The organism is Moraxella sp. CTOTU47616 (genome assembly GCF_032017465.1).
Taxonomy (GTDB): Bacteria; Pseudomonadota; Gammaproteobacteria; order Pseudomonadales; family Moraxellaceae; genus Faucicola; species Faucicola tetraodonis.
On record NZ_DALZPU010000002.1, the window covers coordinates 258,573 to 275,917 of the forward strand.

Here is a 17,345-nt window from a genome sequence, read left to right on the forward strand (position 1 = left end):
GTTAGCCCGCGCTAACCTTTTTAAAGCTATTTCCATCACCGCTAAGGTGCGTAGACCACTTCCACGCCATCATCGTCATCATAGTCGTCGTCATCAAAACCATCTTCATCCAATGCGCGACCTTCACGCTCAGCTTTACGTTTGGCACGATACGCTTCTTTTTGCTCTTCCGTATTGGCGCGCACTTCCGCTTCCAGTCGTTCAAAACGCAACCGCTGACTTTCAGCAAAGTCAGGATCGGTTTCTTCCATCTCGCGCTCTTGCTCGATTTCGTTCATCAAATGCCAAACCACCGCATCAACCCCTTCCCCTGTGAGCGTGGAGGTACGAAAAACCATCCCTGTCCAACCAAGCTCTGCCACGATGTGGGTGCAAAGTTGGTTTAATGACTCTGCGGGCACTTGGTCGATTTTGTTCAAAATCAAAATCTGTGGCAGTTTTGACAGCTCTGGCGAGAATTTTTCTAACTCATTAAAAATCACTTGGGCGTTTGCCACAGGGTCGCTACCATCAATGGGCTGTACATCGACAAGATGCAATAATCGACGGGTACGAGCAACGTGTTTTAAAAAGCGAATACCCAGTCCAGCTCCTTCAGAGGCGCCTTCAATGAGCCCTGGGATATCTGCCATGACAAATGAGCGGTGTTTACCCACATCCACGACCCCTAGATTCGGTACCAAAGTGGTAAACGGATAATTGGCAACTTTGGGTTTGGCAGCAGAGACTTGACGAATAAAGGTGGATTTACCCGCGTTTGGCAGACCAATAAGACCCACATCAGCCACCACTTTTAGCTCAAACTTCAAGACTTTTAATTCGCCTGGGAAACCTGGGGTGGCACGTCGTGGTGCTTGATTGGTGGAGGTTTTAAAATGGGTATTGCCTTGCCCGCCGTCACCGCCTTTGGCAATCCTCGCCGTTTGCCCTTTTTTGGTCAAGTCCGCTAAGACCTCACCTGTTTCGGTATCAATCACGGTGGTACCGATGGGCACAGATAGATAAATATCATCCGCCCCCCGACCTGAACAGTTTTTGGCACCGCCATTTTCGCCGCGTTTGGCATCATAGCGACGCGTAAACCGGTAATCGACGAGGGTGTTGGTGTTGTCGTCGCACACCACGTATACATCACCGCCTTTGCCGCCATCACCGCCATCGGGGCCGCCTTTGGGGACGTATTTTTCTCGGCGAAAACTGACGATACCATTGCCGCCGTCGCCTGCTTTGACTGTTACGATTGCTTCATCGATAAAACGCATTGAAGACTTTCCTTAAATTCTTGGATAACCAAGTATTATAGCATGAATTTTAGTAAGAAAAATTTGAACACAATCGATGTTTGAAATTTTATCCAATAAAAAACCGCCCAAACTTGAGCGGTTTTGTAATCGTTCTTAACGCTTAGGAACACTTAGGCATTTTTTGCCATGGTTTCAGCGACACGCAATACTTGGGTGCTATAGCCCATTTCGTTGTCATACCATAGGTACATCACCGCGCGGTTGTCTTGCGCAAGCGTAGATTTGGCGTCCCAAATCGCCACTTTTTCACAGCCCACAAAGTCGGTAGAAACGGCTTCATCCGAATCTGAGTAAGCAATTTGCGCTTGCCATTGTTCGCTCTGACTGGCTTCTTTGATAAAGGCATTGAGTTCATCGCTTGAATTAACCGGGTTTTTGAAATTCAAATTCAAAATCGCAAGGCTCACGTTTGGCGTTGGTACACGTACCGAGCTGCCTGACAATTTGCCTTTTAATTCTGGAATCGCTTTACTGACCGCTTTGGCAGCGCCTGTGCTAGTCATCACCATATTTAAGGTTGCAGCACGCCCACGACGCTCGGCTTTATGGTGGTTATCGACCAAGTTTTGGTCATTGGTGAACGCATGGATGGTTTCCATGTGACCGTTTTCAATGCCGTATTTATCGTTTAAGAGTTTAAGCGTAGGGGTAATCGCATTGGTGGTACAGCTTGCCGCTGATACGATGGTATCACTACCGATGGTGTCATCATTGACATTATAGACGATGTTTTTGATATCGCCCGACGCTGGGGCAGTCAATAGCACTTTTTTGGCACCTTTTGACTGTAAATGCTTGCCAAGACCTGCTTCATCTTTCCATTTACCGGTGTTGTCGATGATTAAGGCATTGTCGATACCATAAGATGTGTAGTCGATTTCGCTTGGGTCAGAAGCATAAATGACTTTGATAAAACGACCGTTAGCGATGATACCACTGTTTGCTTTATCCACCACCACTGAGCCATCAAACCAGCCATGTACCGAGTCACGCTCAAGCAAGCTTGCACGTTTTTCCAAATCGGCTTCACCGGCTGGACGGACGACGATGGCTTTTAATTGTAAGCCTTTGTCTGAGGCAGGACGGCTCATCAGCAACCGAGCCAAGATACGACCGATACGACCAAAACCATACAACACGACATCTGTCGCAGGCACTTCGTCACCGCTGGTAAAGCTGTCGGCTTGTTTACCTGATTTTAGCGCTTGACCCAAGTCCACGGTGGTATGGCTTAGATCTTGGTCGTTTAACGCGGTGACAAAGGCGAGCGTATCAGCGATGTTAAGGGCGTTTTTGTCATGATGGGCGATGATATCAACAAGGTTTAAGGCAATGCGGTTGCCAAAAAACAGCACATCGACGCCTTTATTGGCTAGGGTATTTAGCTCAACTAACAACTGAATCGCTTGGGCTTCTTGATTTTTGCGAGTAGTGAGGTGGTCTTGGTAGAGATTGGCAGACATAGTATGACCTTTTTTTGTGAAGGAAAAATAAAATCTGTGGAAAATGCAGCAATAAATAAACGCCTAAATTGTAACGGAATTTAGGCGTTTTAGCAATTTTAAAGCAGGGTGTTTCAGCTAGCAAGCTTATCGGCTGTTTTGTACGGTTTTTTGCAATTTACTGACATCGTACCCTTGAGATTTTGCGGTAGCGACCATTGTTTGATAAGTGTCTTCATCCATCGTGGGTGTGCGTGACAAAATCCACAAGTATTTTTGGTTTGGCGTACCTACCAACGCATGGTTATAATTGGGGTCTAAAGCAAGCACCCAATAGTCGGCTTTACCCACAGGCAACCAACGCAATCCTTGCGGCAAGAAAGTAACTTTAAGTTTACTGCCACTATCGCCATTTTTGGTGGCTTCACCAATGCTTTGCATGGGTTTGCCGTCTTTGCCCATACACTGGTTATTAACTTCCACCTTGCCTGTCGGTTGTAGGGTATAAGTGGCGGTGACATCACTGGCACAGTTACGCTGAAAAAACATCGGCAAACGGGCGATTTCGTACCATTTGCCCGCATAACGGTTTAAATCAACGCTTTGCACCGCCTGAGCTTTACCAATGCCTGTGGACTTGGCGGTGGTTTCGGTTGAGGTGTTTTTGGTGGGGGTGGTGGTGGAGCAAGCACTTATCGCAATTAATGTACCTGCAATACCTGCCACTGCTAACGTTTTTTTATTCATCAGTTTCATTGTGTATGTCACCTTAGTTGGTCATTGTGATTGGTGATTCTAGATTGGTGGTTTTATTAGTCATTACACTACTCATTTTAGCCTAAAATAAACGCTCAAACGGTGACTATTGGGGCACTTTTTGTCAGCCAGTTGTTACAGTGAATGCGCTATTGTCAACCTGTTGGCTAGTTTTTATACCTTGTCGACCAATAACCGAATACCCGCGATTCCCATCGCCCCATGCTCATAGGCGGTGGCTAAGTCTTCTTGCCCCACCCCACCCAGCGCAAAAACCGGCACATCACAGATTTTTGCCAATTCACTCAAGGTTTGCCAGCCCATGCCCCCACTTTGAAAGGTTTCTGGGTGTGTCGGAGTGGCTTTCACCGGGGATAAAAAACAGCCCATCACAGTATGCGAGGTTGCCAAGGCATTTAATCTGCTTAGGCTATGTTGGTCATGGCAACTGGCAAAATAGTGATAATTTTTTGATAAACTTGAGAAATCAAGCGTCATGAGTTGTTGGTGATTTAAATGTACCATGCCGTTTTTTAACCACGCATCTAAACGCTGAAATAAGCGCTCAGGTAAGTACTCAAATAAGCGCTCAACTGTTGCATATTGAATAATCGGGGTGATATCCGCCCTTATCGTGAGTAAGCCATCAATCATAGCGGTGGCATTTTCATCGCTGGTTTGCGGGCGAAGATAACAATGGGCACTTTGGGGCAGTTTTTGGCTATAAAAATCAACCCACTTATCCACACCAATGAAGTGATCTAAGGGCTGCGTGATATAAATCGTAATAGGCAATCTCAACCACTCTAAAATGCGGGCATTGGCATCGGGCAGCGGGTACTGATTAGCAACCAAGTCTGACTGGTGAACCCATGTGACCGTTTGACCTTCCTTGCCTTTACCTTCTTGCAAACCATCAAACTGCGCTTGACTCACTTCAATTTTAAAAACGTGCAATGCCACGGTTTTATCAGCATAATCATGGCGTATTACCCCCATTTTGACTGCGGTATTTTGCGCGATATCCAAGCCAATCTCTTCATGGACTTCACGGATTAACCCTTGTGTTGGGGTTTCATTTGGCTCAATTTTTCCCCCGACAAATTCATAGCGATTGCCTTGGTGTTGACTGGCATGGCGAAATCCCAGTAGATATTGATTGTTAAAATGTATCACCGCGACTGCTACATTAACGACTTTTGACATATTTTTCTCAAACTGTTGATTGTTGCCCATTATAAAGCATTAAATTTGATGAAAAAGTGAAAAAAGTCACTTGACGACCCATCAAATATAAATGATAATCATTATCAATTAAAGACACTATCCGCCCATCTTACAGAGAAAAGGAGTATCCTATGCTACACTTATTAAATCGCGCCAATCTCATCCAACAAAGTTCCTTGCCAACGCTATATTCCAATCATTTATTTGCGCTGACCAAAGAGATTCGCATTCAGCATGACGGCGAAGAATACCGTCTTCGATTGACCCGTAATAACCGCCTAATACTCACCAAATAGTGACTTACCAAATAGTCCCGGTGAAATTGTGAAATTGTTAATAAAAAAAGCCAATCTTCTTGAGAGTGGCTTTTTTAGAGGACTAAGTTGATATTTACTGTTGCTAGTCACTGTGCGCAGTTACTGGCAACAATCAACTGAATTAACCCATGCGAATAGCCCCGTCCAAACGAATAACGTCGCCATTGAGATAGCTATTTTCGATGATGTGTGCCACCAATTTAGCAAATTCTTCTGGATTGCCCAAACGTTTGGGAAAAGGCACGGCTTGCTCAAGACTGGTACGGGCAGCTTCTGGCAAGCTTGCCATCATCGGTGTGCCGAACACCCCTGGGGCGATGGTCATGATACGTATTTGATGACGCTGCAGCTCACGCGCGAGTGGTAAGGTTAAGCCCACCACACCTGCTTTGGATGACGAATAACTGCCCTGCCCGACCTGACCATCGAATGCGGCAATTGAAGCGGTGTTGATAATCACACCTTTATCTTCATTACTGTCTGCAGTATTTTTTGCCATCGCCGCCGCTGCCAGTCGCACCACATTGAAAGTGCCGATGAGGTTAATCTGGATACCACGGGTAAAGGTGGTTAAATCGGCTGGGTTGCCTTCCTTGTCCAGTAATTTTTGCACCACCACGATACCGGCACAGTTGATTGACCCTGATAATTTACCAAATTTGTTCACACCCGCCTCAATCGCATTTTTGACATCCGCTTCGCTGGTGATGTCACATTTTGCAAAAATCACGTTGTCGCCCAATTTCGCCACTAATTTCTCACCGGCTTCTTGGTTCAGATCGGCGATGATAACATTTGCGCCATGCGCCACCAAATAACGGGTTGTCGCCTCACCTAGACCTGACGCGCCGCCTGTGACCAAAAATGTATTATTTTGTACTTGCATTGTTTTTCCGTTAACCTGTTATTTTTGTTGGTGTTAAAAGCAGTGGGTTTATGTGATTAAATTTTTCACGGTTATGGCTGTCGGTGTACGGGGCAGCATGGTTGATACCCGATCGCCTTTTTTCACCCCCAAAGAAATAAACAGATTGCGGGGTTTGGGTGTCAAGATTGTCCATGACAGGCTCCTAATGTCGTCCATGAGATAGGAATAAGTGCCAGTGTCAACGGTCACCCACTGGCTTAAAATAACGCTGACTTGAAATAAATCTGGCTTGGAATAAATTTGAGTTGATACAACCAGTTTTTTTACGATGGGCTCACAACTATTGCCGATTTACACTCACGCTGATTTATTTGTATCTCGATTTACTTGTCTCAAGTCAAGCTAACAAATTCCTTTTGTCAGCTTATGATGCCTAAACTTTTGGACAATTTCAAGTATTATGATATGAATTGTATCGTTTTAAAAAATTTACTGTTAACCAATAAATTTAAAAAAATGCGCTTTATAGTGGCGCAGTTCACGAATCGAATCACGGATATCGTCAAGTGCCAAATGATTTCCTTTTTTCTCAAAGCTTGACAAAATATCGGGGCGCCAGCGATAAGCCAGCTCTTTGACCGTTGACACATCTAAATTGCGGTAATGAAAAAACCGCTCAAGCGTTGGCATTTGACGTGCCAAAAACCGTCTGTCTTGGCAAATCGAATTGCCACACATCGGTGAGCGTCCTGCTTCCACATATTTACTCAAAAATGCAATGGTTTCGCTTTCTGCTTGAGCCATCGTCACATTACTACGGCGAATACGGTCAATCAGTCCCGATTGCCCATGTTGGCGCGTGTTCCAATCATCCATGCTGTTGAGCACAATATCAGGCGTATGAATGGCAAACACAGGACCTTCGGCTAAAATATTGAGTTCACTGTCAGTCACTATCGTCGCTATCTCGATGATGGTATCGTTGAGGGTATCTAGACCTGTCATCTCAAGGTCAATCCAAATCAGATGTTTTTTATCAACCGCCATACTGTTGCCTTTTCATACTCTTTAACAAATAATCCGCCATCTTAGCAGATTTTACAGGTAAAATATCGGTTTTGTTGGCGATTGCTCATGCGTGCCTATGTAGCCATACGTGTTCATGTAGCCATAAGTGTTCATGTAGCAATGCCTAAAAGTATTGCAAAATTTTATAAGGTGTTAGTATGGTAAAAAATCCCCTAGTGGCTGATGTAGTAGATAGCGTATGGCGTTAATCCGTAAACGTAAACTCACTGACCAGCAAACCCGCCGCATCCAAAAACAACAAAAATCCCAGCAAGTGCTGGACGATGCCCAGCTGATGGATGGCATTGTTGTCGCAAACTTCGGCAAGCAGCTTGAAGTCCAAGCCACTAGCCTACCGCAAACCCTGCCTGAAAAACCGATTGTCGCCGCTGACGAGCCAGAACCGTTTTGGCAACCCATTACCCTGCACAGTGTTTGGCGTTGTCACACCCGTACCAACTTGCCACTGATTGCCACTGGGGATAAAGTCCGCTTTGTCGCTGACCCAAATACAGGACTTGGACGCATTGAAGCGATTTATGATAGACAAAGTATCATCAACCGCCCCGACCGTTACCACAAGCTCAAACCCATCGCCGCCAATGTCGATATTTTAGCGGTCGTATTCGCGCCGCTACCGCTACCGTCTGCCCAGCTGATTGATCGGTATTTGGTGGCTTGCCATCACTCAGACATTACCCCATTGCTGATTTTAAATAAAGCCGATTTGTTGGCAGATGGCAGTCATAGCGAGGTTGTAGAGCTACTGTCAGCCTATCAACAGCTTGGCTACGCCACCTTGGTGACCCAATCGAATGGTGATTTAACTGAGCTAAAAAACACCGTTGCCGGCAAGAACGTGATTTTTGCCGGTCAATCAGGGGTTGGCAAAAGCAGCTTGGTCAATCAGTTATTGCCTGCCGCGGGACAATCAGTCAATGAAATTTCAACCATTTCACAGTTGGGTCAACATACCACTACCACCAGTCGATTTTTAGCGTTTGACTCGATGGCGCTCAGCAAAGGCGCCATTATTGATACACCCGGTATTCGCGAATATGGGCTTTGGCATTTGACCCCTGATGATATTTTGCAAGGCTTTATCGAGCTTGCGCCGCTCGCCCCCTACTGCCGTTTTCGCGATTGCAAACACACCGAGTCCACGCCCAATTGTGCGATGTGGCAGGCGGTGACAGACGGGCAAGTGCTAGCAAGGCGGGTGGATAATTTGGTGCTACTGCAACAAGAAGCGGCCTCGCAGGATTTTTAAGCTTGCGATTTTAGACTAAATATTAGACTAAATAAAAGTTTCTTAAAATTGACAACTACCGTTATAATACAGTCAATTTTTTATGGGCAATCAAACGATAATTTTGACGACATGCCCCTGTGGAGGATATCTTGGAACGTTGGTTTGAGTTTATGGGTCATCACCCATTTTTATTTGGCACCATGTTTGTGCTAATTGTGCTATTTTTTATGCTTGAGAACAAACGTGGCGGCAAAAAAATCAATCCAAATGCAGTGGGCTTAATGGTTAACAACCAAAACGCTCAGCTGATTGATATCCGTCCACGAAAAGATTTTGAAAAAGGCTATATCAAAGGCAGCCGCAATATCCCGTTTACTGAGCTAAAAGATCACGTTGAAACACTTCGCAGTGCTGACCATCCTATTATCATCGTTTGCCAAATGGGTATGACCGCGGGTACTGCAGTGGCAATGATTGGTAACGACAACGTGTATCGTCTCGATGGTGGTATTACCAATTGGCAAGCCGCAGGTTTACCTTTGGTGGTAGAAAAAACCGTGCCCGGCAAAACCAAATAAGATTAGTTGGCTGTTCACAATTTGAAATTTAAATCGCCAAGCCCCATAACCATCAATAACGCTTTATTATCTCATCGGTATCTGATAATAAGCTTTTAACCCATGTTAAAAAATCCAGAAATAAGGAGATTGTTATGGCTATGGTGAAAATTTATACCACACCGACGTGCCCCTACTGTATGCAAGCTAAAATGTTATTAAAAAACAAAGGGCAAGCATTTGAAGAAGTTAACATGTATGATGTGACCACAGAGGAACGTCAGGCATTGGCGCAAAAAACCAATAATTACCGCACAGTACCCCAAATTTTTATTGGCGATAATTTCATTGGTGGTTATGACCAACTTGCTGGTCTGGAGCGTCAAGGCAAACTTGATGGTTTATTAGCGGATTAATCGCTCGCAGATTAAAAAATTTTACTAGAATTTACTAGATAAATAACCCCCATTATAAATACAGTTGATAGTTTTTAGACTATTTTTTAGAGAAAGTTAAAGCTGTCATATTGTTATAATCCACGTAAAAACAGTTAATTGAGGACACTACCATGGCAGACGAACAAAACTTACCACAACTGGCGCTAGAACGTATCTATGTTAAAGATATGTCATTAGAAGTACCGGGTGCAGAGGTATTTACCCGTGAATGGCAACCAGAGCTTGATATCAACCTATCAAGTGCCGCTGAAAAATTGGACGATGACCACTACCAAGTAATATTAACCGTTAATGTGACTGCCAATAACGGTGGGGAAACCGCGTTTATCGCAGAAGTACACCAAGCGGGCATCTTTATGTTGCAAAATATCCCTGAAGAACAATTGGGCGCAATTTTAGGTGCGTATTGTCCAAACGTATTGTTCCCTTATGCCCGTGAAGTGGTCAGTGACATTGTGACCCGTGGTAGTTTCCCACAATTGTTACTTGCGCCAGTCAATTTTGACCAAGCCTATCAACAAACGCTTGAGCAAGGTAACTAATTTTTTTTAAAGTTAACTATTTTAAAGCTAACTAATTTTTAAGTGTAAAAAATTAAGAGCAGGCTAAGCCCTGCTCTTTTTTTATGTAAATTTAAGGTAAATTGTTAGGACTTGGTGCGCCATTTGGTGATGCTTTGGCTAAAGGCATGGGTGCTTTGCTGATAATCCTGCAGCGCTTGATAAAGTTGTGTCGCTCGTTCAAGGTGTGTGATAATCATGGGGTTTTCCAATCCCAACCAATTGGGCTCATATGGATTAAAGCATGAATGATTAAAACGACAAACCGATTAATCAAATAAACGCTTAATCAAATAGACATAGGTAGCAAATGATGTTGAATCCAGCCGCGATGAGCGAAGTATCCAATCCGTGCCGTGTGGCGTGTGTCACAGGTGGCGCCAAACGAATTGGTCGGGCGCTTGTGCTGGCACTGCACCAAGCCAATTATAATATCATTATCCATTACCATACCAGTGAATCAGAAGCCATCGAACTTGTTAATTACTGTAATGCCATTCGCCCACAGTCAGCAAAAAGCGTGCAAGGGGATTTAGAGAACTTTGAAACGTTGCCACAATTGACTTGGCAAATAGTCAACAGTTTTGGTCGATTGGATTGTCTAGTTCATAATGCCTCACGGTTTTACCCGACGCCCTTTGGTCAAATCTCTCAGCAAGACTGGCAAAATTTATTTTTGACCAATGCGCAAACCCCGTTATTTATCAGCCAATATTTATACCCTTATCTAAAAAAATCGCAAGGCTGCATTATAAGCATTTTGGACATTCACGCCAATGGCAAGCCATTTGGGGGTTATACAGTCTATAACATGGCAAAAGCCGCGCACCAAATGATGGTGCAGTCGCTAGCAATCGAACTAGCGCCCGATATTCGCGTCAATGGTATCGCGCCGGGTATTAACATTTTACCCATGGAGGGCTCTGAGCAAGCGCTCACCGCCCAAACGATTGAAAAAATCTGCCATGCCGTACCGTTAAAAAGAATTGGCACACCGCAAGATATCGCGCAAGTGGCGGTATTTTTGGCAGCTGCCCCGTATATCACAGGGCAGATTATTGCCGTGGATGGCGGTCGTAGTTTGACCTTAGCGGGTAACGAAAGCAGGCAATGAAAACAGCTAATCACAGCCGGCAGCCAGAGCAAGTAAAGCACCTGACTAACCGCAGCGCATCAAACTTTTGAAGTTTTGAATAACGTTTAATGATGTTTTTTGAGTAATTCCATTAATTCTGCTGGAATGTCATCCTCATTGCTGGCGCCATTTTGATTAGCGCTGTCATTGTTTTGGTCAAAGTTTTGTGACGTGGGTAGCTCGGTCAAAGCCTCTTGGGGTTGTCTTTCACCTAGGGTCACATTGACGCTGCTTTGCGCTTTATTACGCATCACTTGCAGATTAACCACACTGTTGGGGGCTTTACGTGCGACCATTTGAATCAGTGTATTGGCATCATTGACAGGTTTATTATCCATTGCGGTGATGATATCCCCTTTTTGCAAGCCCGCTTTGGCGGCAGGACCATCACGCATCACGTTCATCACTTCAACGCCCTGCGTGTCATCACTGAGTTTGGTTGGGTCTTTCATCGAACTTTGTAATTCAATCCCAAGCCAGCCGCGGTGCACTTTACCATTTTTAATAATGCCATTCATCACAAGCTTAACAATCTCGGTAGGAATCGCAAATCCAATCCCCATCGAGCCGCCCGAGCGTGAAAAAATCGCGGTGTTGATACCAACCAGCTGACCATAAGCATCGACCAGCGCACCCCCTGAGTTACCGGGATTGATAGCGGCATCGGTTTGGATAAAATCTTCCACCGTGTTGATACCCAGTCCCGTGCGCCCCGTTGCCGAGATAATACCTTGGGTGACGGTTTGACCGACCCCAAACGGGTTGCCAATTGCCAACACCACATCGCCCACTTGGGTCGACTGTTCACGAAATCCTAAGGGTTTCAGCCCTGTCAAATCAACCTTAATCACCGCCAAATCACTTTCCACATCGTTGCCGATGACTTTTGCCGTTGCCTTGCGACCATCATTGAGCATCACGATAATGTTATCGGCTTTAGAAATCACATGCGAGTTGGTGACAATATAGCCATCTTGCGAAATAATAACCCCCGAGCCTAAATTGGTATTATCGCTTTCGCCATTAGGGATACCGTGATATTCAAAATAGCGGCGCATCATCGGGTCATTCATATAGGGATGCTCCTCGATTTTTTGCGTGGTATAGATATTGACAACTGACTGGGCAGCGACTGCGACAGCATTGTGATAAGATGCCACCGCAGCATTTGGATTGTCACCGAGTTTTTTGGTATCGACAGGCTCAGATTTGGGCGGCTGCCAACTGGTCTGACTGGCTACCATCGCTTGATTTTTGTGCCAAGGCAGCTGTGGCTTGGTCATCATCCACAAGCCCGCCAACAGCAGTAGCAGTAACAAAATCCAGGGTAGCATTAGAGTAAATTTGTTAGGTTTACGATACGTAGGCGGCAAAACGGGTGGGGTTTCCAAAGGCTTGTCTGAACGAGGGTCTGTCATAGTCAATGTTTCTCAACGATAGGTCAGAAAATAGACGGGTTTGAGCGAAAAATACGGTTTAGTCTAACACTGATTATTTGGTGAGTTGAGCCGATTTTTTATTAGTTTTGTTTCAAAAGATATCTTTGATATTACTGGCTTCAATAAGGGTAAGGGTTGGCTTTGTTGAGGACTGGATTATCATAAAAAAACCGCAGTCATTACTGTGACTGCGGTTTTGAAAGCTATCGCTATATTAACGCTGTATTGGAATTTTTCAGACGTCTTTACGACGCATATGCGGAAACAAAATCACATCACGAATACTTGGTGCATTGGTAAATAACATCACTAAACGGTCAATACCGATGCCCTCGCCTGCAGTCGGTGGCAAGCCATAGGACAATGCTTCGATAAACTCTGCATCATAATGCATCGCTTCATCATCGCCTGCGTCTTTCTCAGCCACTTGTTGTTTAAAGCGCTCAGCTTGGTCGATTGGGTCATTGAGCTCGCTAAAGCCGTTGGCAATCTCACGCCCGCCGATAAACAGTTCAAAACGGTCAGTAATTTCGCTGTTGTCATCGTTACGGCGTGCTAGCGGTGAGGTTTCGGCAGGATATTCTGTGACGAAGGTTGGTTGACGCAGTTTGGTTTCTGCGGTTTCTTCAAAGATAATGGTTTGCAGTTTGCCAATCCCAAAGATATCTTTAACGTCTTGTTTGAGTACATTTTTGGCATAATCCGCTAGATAATCACGGTCTGCGATTTTGCTCATGTCAAAATTATCCGCGTATTTTTCAATCGCTTTGGTCATTGGCAAGCGTTCAAAAGGTGCTTTAAAACTAATTGCTTCACCTTGATAATCAATCTCTGTGGTACCTAAAATATCGTTTGCCAGTTTTTCAAACATATTTTCGGTTAGTTTCATCAAATCTTCGTAATCGGCATACGCTTGATAAAACTCAATCATGGTAAATTCTGGGTTGTGACGCGCCGACACCCCTTCGTTACGAAAATTACGGTTAATTTCAAACACACGCTCAAAACCACCCACGACTAGACGTTTTAAATACAGCTCTGGCGCAATGCGTAAAAAAAGCGGCATATCAAGCGCATTATGATGGGTGACAAATGGGCGAGCCACAGCGCCCCCTGGGATGACGTGCATCATCGGGGTTTCAACTTCCATGTAACGCTCGTTAAGCATATACTCACGAATCCCTGCAATGACTTTACTACGGATAATAAAGGCGTTACGGCTGTCTTCATTGGTCATCAGGTCAAGATGACGGCTACGATAGCGAGCCTCCGTATCGCTTAACCCATGGAATTTGTCTGGTAGTGGGCGTAATGATTTGGTCAATAATTGTACTTCGGTAGCATGCACAGATAATTCACCGGTGTTGGTTCGAAATACATACCCTGTCACACCAATAATGTCTCCGATATCCCATGTTTTAAAGTCATTATAAATCTCTTCGCCCAAGTCGTTTTTGCTGACATAGGCTTGGATACGACCTGTCATGTCGGCAATGGTCACAAAGCTGGCTTTACCCATCACCCGTTTGAGCATGATACGACCGGCGACTGTCACCATGACTTTATCGCTGTTTGCCAATGCTTCTTTGTCTTTATCAGCAAATTGCTGCTGCAAGTCTTGGGCGTATTCTTTGCGTTTGAATTGGTTTGGGTAAGGGTTTTTGCCTGCTTGTTTGATTAAATCAAGTTTGCTGTGACGTTGTTTGATAAGTTCGTTGACGTCTTGGATGTCTTCCACATGCGCTTCGGTTGCTGCATTTTCAGTTTGGTTTTGCTGTGACATGATGTTTTCCCACAATTTTAGTTACGCTATCAAAAGTTAAAATTTTTATGCCAAATGGTAAAAATACCGAACTTGCCGCGTTTTTCTTCACCACCCTTTTCACTACCAAGTTGAGTCAAACGCAATTCGCCTGCAATTTCTTGTAAATAACCATTTTCAATCATTTTGGCAGAGAGTTCTGGGGTTTTCATACCCAACTGACTGGCTAATTTAGCAATCGTTATTTTGCCATACTCTTTATTTTCTGATGTCGTTGACATTTCATTTACCTTGTCAACTGACATTCTCACTTCTTCACTAATACGAATAATACGCTGTGCTTCTTCATATGCATCGCTATATAGCTGATTATCTGCATCACGAGCGATTAAAATGCCCATTTCATTGTTATTGATTTGGCTAAATTCATATAAATTTAAACTTGTGATAATGCATTCATTCTCGTTCATGTAGCATTTGGCATGCAAATTTTTGCAAAAACTGGTTCGAATGAACGTTAAATTTTTGAGCCAATTAATTTCTTCAGGTTGCAAGTCGCTCTTACCATATACAATGCGAATATCAATTTTTAGGCGATTTTTGTCTTCGAGTAATTCTTTAACTCTTTCATTGAGCTTTAGATAAGGGCTAATTAAAATTAAACGGTCAGATGACTTTTTGATGAGTTCTTCCAAATGGTAAGTAGTACCACTGGTATTTAAAAATTTTGCCATCTTATTCTTCCCCACTCACCGATGCCATCAAGTCAGCTTGGTGCTCACGCAGTAGGCTGTCGAGAAGCTCATCTAAGTCACCCTGCATAATGGCATCGAGTTTGTACAAGGTTAAATTAATACGGTGGTCGGTCATCCGCCCTTGGGGAAAATTATAAGTGCGAATGCGCTCCGAGCGATCACCACTACCGACCAAATTGCGACGCATATCGCTTGACGCATCGATTTGTTTTTGTACTTTTTCTTGCTGAATTTTGGATACCAGCATTTTCATGGCTTTATCGCGGTTGGCGTGTTGGCTACGCTCTTGCTGACATTCAACCACCGTGCCTGTTGGAATATGGGTGATACGCACCGCAGAGTCGGTTTTATTGATATGCTGACCACCTGCCCCACTGGCACGATAAGTATCGATACGCAAGTCGGCAGGGTTGATATCTACGGTATCATCAATTTCAATCTCTGGCATCACCGCGACCGTGCAAGCCGAAGTATGCACCCGTCCTTGGCTTTCAGTCTCTGGCACCCGTTGCACCCGGTGTGCGCCCGACTCAAATTTTAAGCGCCCATATACGCCCGTGCCCGATACACGGCTGATGATTTCTTTATAGCCGCCATGCTCACCTTCATTCTCGGACAATACTTCCACTGTCCAACCTTGGGTTGCCGCATAACGCTCATACATACGGAACAAATCCCCGCTAAAAATTGCCGCTTCATCGCCGCCCGTCCCTGCTCGAATCTCCAAGAAGGCAGGCACTTTATCATTCGGGTCTTTAGGCAGCATCATCACATTGAGCACGTCTTCAAGCTCATTGATGGTGTCTTTGGCGGCTTGGATTTCTTCTTGCGCCATTTCTTTCATGTCGCCATCGCCCGTTGAATCTGACAGCATTTCTTCAGCGGTTGCCAAATCTTCTTCCGCTTGGCGGTATTTGCCCCAGACATCGACCAATGCGGATAAATCACTGTGCTCAACCGATAATTCACGGAATTTTTTGTTGTCATTCATGGTTTCTGGCTCAGACAGCATGGCGGTGACTTCTTCGAAACGGTCAGACATTTGGTCAAGGCGAAAACGTAAAGATTCTTTCATAATGATAGCTTAAAAATAATGGCTTAAAAGTTTTGGCTTAATTTAGGGCTTAAAAATAAAAATGGCAAAATAATCGGATATTTTGCCACATTTTGGGGGGATTTGCATGGGTTTCGTGAGAGACAATAAAAAGCTTAGACTTTTTTGACCAACACACCCCCAATTGAGTAACCTGCGCCAAACGAGCAAATCACACTCAAATCACCTGACTGCATATTTTCTTGGTGCTTGTGAAACACAATCATAGGGCTGGCTGAGCTGGTATTGGCATATTCCGCCAGTACCATAGGCGCAATCGACTTATCCGCTTCTTTGCCCAATACGGTGCGTAAAATCAAATCAATCATGTTGGCATTGGCTTGGTGCAGCCACATTTTTTTGAGCTGTTTGGGCTCAATGTGGTTTTTATGGAGCAGTTCAAGGATTAAATTGGACACGGCAGGACATACTTCACGAAATACTTTGCGACCTTCTTGCAAGAACAATTTGTCGGTCACAGGTGCGTCGATATCAGGATACATCGGTGTGCCAGCGGCTAAGAATTCACTGCGATCCAAAAAGCCGTATTCATTTTTAATATTGGTTGAAAACTGGGTAAACAGATGACTATCTAAAATTTCATAGCCTTTGGGTGTGGCTGTTTTTTCGTCAATCTCTTCGATAATCGTCGCGGTTGCCACATCGCCAAAGATAAAGTGGCTGTCACGGTTGCGCCAGTTGAGGTGCGCTGAGGTGATTTCGATATTGACCATAGCGACACGTTTGGCAGTGCCAGCTTTAATCAGACCGACCGCTTGGGCGATACCAAAGGTTGCTGCGCTACAGGCGACGTTCATATCAAAGCCAAAACCGCCTTGCATACCAATGTATTGTTGGATTTCAATGGCGATGGCAGGATACACGCGCTGGAAATTTGAACAAGCAACAATAATACCGTCTAAGTCTTTACCTTGTAAACCTGCATTGTCCAGGGCTTGTTTGAGTGCATCTAGACCCATTTCTGCCATGATTGACATCTCTTCACCAAGCTTGCGATAAGGAATCACAGGCGCCATGATATCTGGGTTTAAAATTCCGTCTTTTTCCATCACATAGCGGGATTTGATACCTGAGGCTTTTTCGATAAATTCAGCCGTCGAATGCACAAGTGCCGTCTTCTCACCACGGGCGATGGCATCGGCATTTTTGGCATTATAGTTTTCAACGTATTGGTTAAAAGTAGCGACCAACTCTTCGTTACTGATGCTGTAAGGCGGGGTGTATAATCCTGTGGCAGTGATACAAATACTCATATTAGGATTCCTTTTCTAAACGTAAAACGGCAAGGTAATCATCTAGCTGTTGTCATCAATAATGATGCTGTGTTAACG

The 17,345-nt window shown here is 44.5% G+C and carries 18 protein-coding genes; 6 read left to right on the forward strand and 12 right to left on the reverse strand.

What is annotated here, in order from left to right:
* Nucleotides 1–41: 41 nt before the first annotated feature.
* From obgE to RTS10_RS03200, 4 genes are all read right to left on the reverse strand, one after another.
* On the reverse strand, nt 42–1,262 hold the full coding sequence (gene obgE / locus RTS10_RS03185; protein WP_312539202.1) for a GTPase ObgE: 1,221 nt from the start codon (nt 1,260–1,262) through the stop codon (nt 42–44).
* 152 nt (nt 1,263–1,414) lie between these two features.
* Complete coding sequence (locus RTS10_RS03190; protein WP_219331443.1) at nt 1,415–2,767, reverse strand: glyceraldehyde-3-phosphate dehydrogenase; 1,353 nt, start codon at nt 2,765–2,767, stop codon at nt 1,415–1,417.
* 126 nt (nt 2,768–2,893) lie between these two features.
* Complete coding sequence (locus RTS10_RS03195; protein WP_219331444.1) at nt 2,894–3,502, reverse strand: lipocalin family protein; 609 nt, start codon at nt 3,500–3,502, stop codon at nt 2,894–2,896.
* 174 nt (nt 3,503–3,676) lie between these two features.
* Nucleotides 3,677–4,708 (reverse strand): NUDIX domain-containing protein, encoded by a 1,032-nt coding sequence (locus RTS10_RS03200; RefSeq protein WP_312539203.1) that lies wholly within the window; start codon nt 4,706–4,708, stop codon nt 3,677–3,679.
* Nucleotides 4,709–4,860: 152 nt separating this feature from the next.
* On the opposite strand from RTS10_RS03200, the gene hemP reads away from it, so the two are divergent.
* The gene (hemP, locus tag RTS10_RS03205; RefSeq protein WP_007114963.1) at nt 4,861–5,025 is read left to right on the forward strand and encodes a hemin uptake protein HemP; all 165 of its coding nucleotides are present in this window, start codon (nt 4,861–4,863) and stop codon (nt 5,023–5,025) included.
* Nucleotides 5,026–5,167: 142 nt separating this feature from the next.
* Here hemP and RTS10_RS03210 read toward each other — a convergent pair whose 3' ends face one another.
* The 3 genes from RTS10_RS03210 to orn all read right to left on the reverse strand — a co-directional run bounded on the left by RTS10_RS03210 (nt 5,168) and on the right by orn (nt 6,961).
* Complete coding sequence (locus RTS10_RS03210) at nt 5,168–5,932, reverse strand: 3-hydroxyacyl-CoA dehydrogenase (RefSeq protein ID WP_312539205.1); 765 nt, start codon at nt 5,930–5,932, stop codon at nt 5,168–5,170.
* Nucleotides 5,933–5,942: 10 nt separating this feature from the next.
* Nucleotides 5,943–6,107, reverse strand: coding sequence for a hypothetical protein (locus RTS10_RS03215; RefSeq protein WP_157819377.1), 165 nt, complete (start codon nt 6,105–6,107; stop codon nt 5,943–5,945).
* 302 nt (nt 6,108–6,409) lie between these two features.
* Complete coding sequence (gene orn / locus RTS10_RS03220; protein ID WP_100270198.1) at nt 6,410–6,961, reverse strand: oligoribonuclease; 552 nt, start codon at nt 6,959–6,961, stop codon at nt 6,410–6,412.
* A gap of 220 nt (nt 6,962–7,181) precedes the next feature.
* Here orn and rsgA point away from each other — a divergent pair, with 220 nt between their 5' ends.
* The 5 genes from rsgA (at nt 7,182) to RTS10_RS03245 (ending at nt 10,923) form a co-directional block, all read left to right on the forward strand.
* On the forward strand, nt 7,182–8,252 hold the full coding sequence (gene rsgA / locus RTS10_RS03225) for a ribosome small subunit-dependent GTPase A (RefSeq protein ID WP_312539206.1): 1,071 nt from the start codon (nt 7,182–7,184) through the stop codon (nt 8,250–8,252).
* 131 nt (nt 8,253–8,383) lie between these two features.
* Nucleotides 8,384–8,812, forward strand: coding sequence for a rhodanese-like domain-containing protein (locus RTS10_RS03230; protein WP_312539208.1), 429 nt, complete (start codon nt 8,384–8,386; stop codon nt 8,810–8,812).
* A gap of 134 nt (nt 8,813–8,946) precedes the next feature.
* Nucleotides 8,947–9,207, forward strand: coding sequence for a glutaredoxin 3 (gene grxC, locus RTS10_RS03235; RefSeq protein ID WP_036589920.1), 261 nt, complete (start codon nt 8,947–8,949; stop codon nt 9,205–9,207).
* Between the two features lie 152 nt (nt 9,208–9,359).
* On the forward strand, nt 9,360–9,791 hold the full coding sequence (gene secB, locus RTS10_RS03240; protein ID WP_050325070.1) for a protein-export chaperone SecB: 432 nt from the start codon (nt 9,360–9,362) through the stop codon (nt 9,789–9,791).
* Between the two features lie 328 nt (nt 9,792–10,119).
* Entirely contained in the window at nt 10,120–10,923 is an 804-nt protein-coding gene (locus RTS10_RS03245; RefSeq protein WP_312539209.1) for a pteridine reductase, read from the forward strand.
* Nucleotides 10,924–11,009: 86 nt separating this feature from the next.
* On the opposite strand, the gene RTS10_RS03250 is transcribed toward RTS10_RS03245, so the two are convergent.
* The 5 genes from RTS10_RS03250 to RTS10_RS03270 form a co-directional block, all read right to left on the reverse strand.
* Nucleotides 11,010–12,278 (reverse strand): S1C family serine protease, encoded by a 1,269-nt coding sequence (locus tag RTS10_RS03250; RefSeq protein ID WP_312539358.1) that lies wholly within the window; start codon nt 12,276–12,278, stop codon nt 11,010–11,012.
* A 340-nt stretch (nt 12,279–12,618) separates the two neighbouring features.
* Nucleotides 12,619–14,166, reverse strand: coding sequence for a lysine--tRNA ligase (gene lysS / locus RTS10_RS03255; RefSeq protein ID WP_312384113.1), 1,548 nt, complete (start codon nt 14,164–14,166; stop codon nt 12,619–12,621).
* Nucleotides 14,167–14,195: 29 nt separating this feature from the next.
* Nucleotides 14,196–14,879 (reverse strand): phospholipase D family protein, encoded by a 684-nt coding sequence (locus tag RTS10_RS03260; RefSeq protein WP_312539210.1) that lies wholly within the window; start codon nt 14,877–14,879, stop codon nt 14,196–14,198.
* 1 nt (nt 14,880) lies between these two features.
* A complete protein-coding gene (gene prfA / locus RTS10_RS03265; RefSeq protein ID WP_203172078.1) occupies nt 14,881–15,975 on the reverse strand; it encodes a peptide chain release factor 1 in 1,095 nt (364 codons plus the stop codon).
* Nucleotides 15,976–16,109: 134 nt separating this feature from the next.
* The gene (locus RTS10_RS03270; RefSeq protein ID WP_312539211.1) at nt 16,110–17,267 is read right to left on the reverse strand and encodes a beta-ketoacyl-ACP synthase III; all 1,158 of its coding nucleotides are present in this window, start codon (nt 17,265–17,267) and stop codon (nt 16,110–16,112) included.
* Nucleotides 17,268–17,345: the final 78 nt, after the last annotated feature.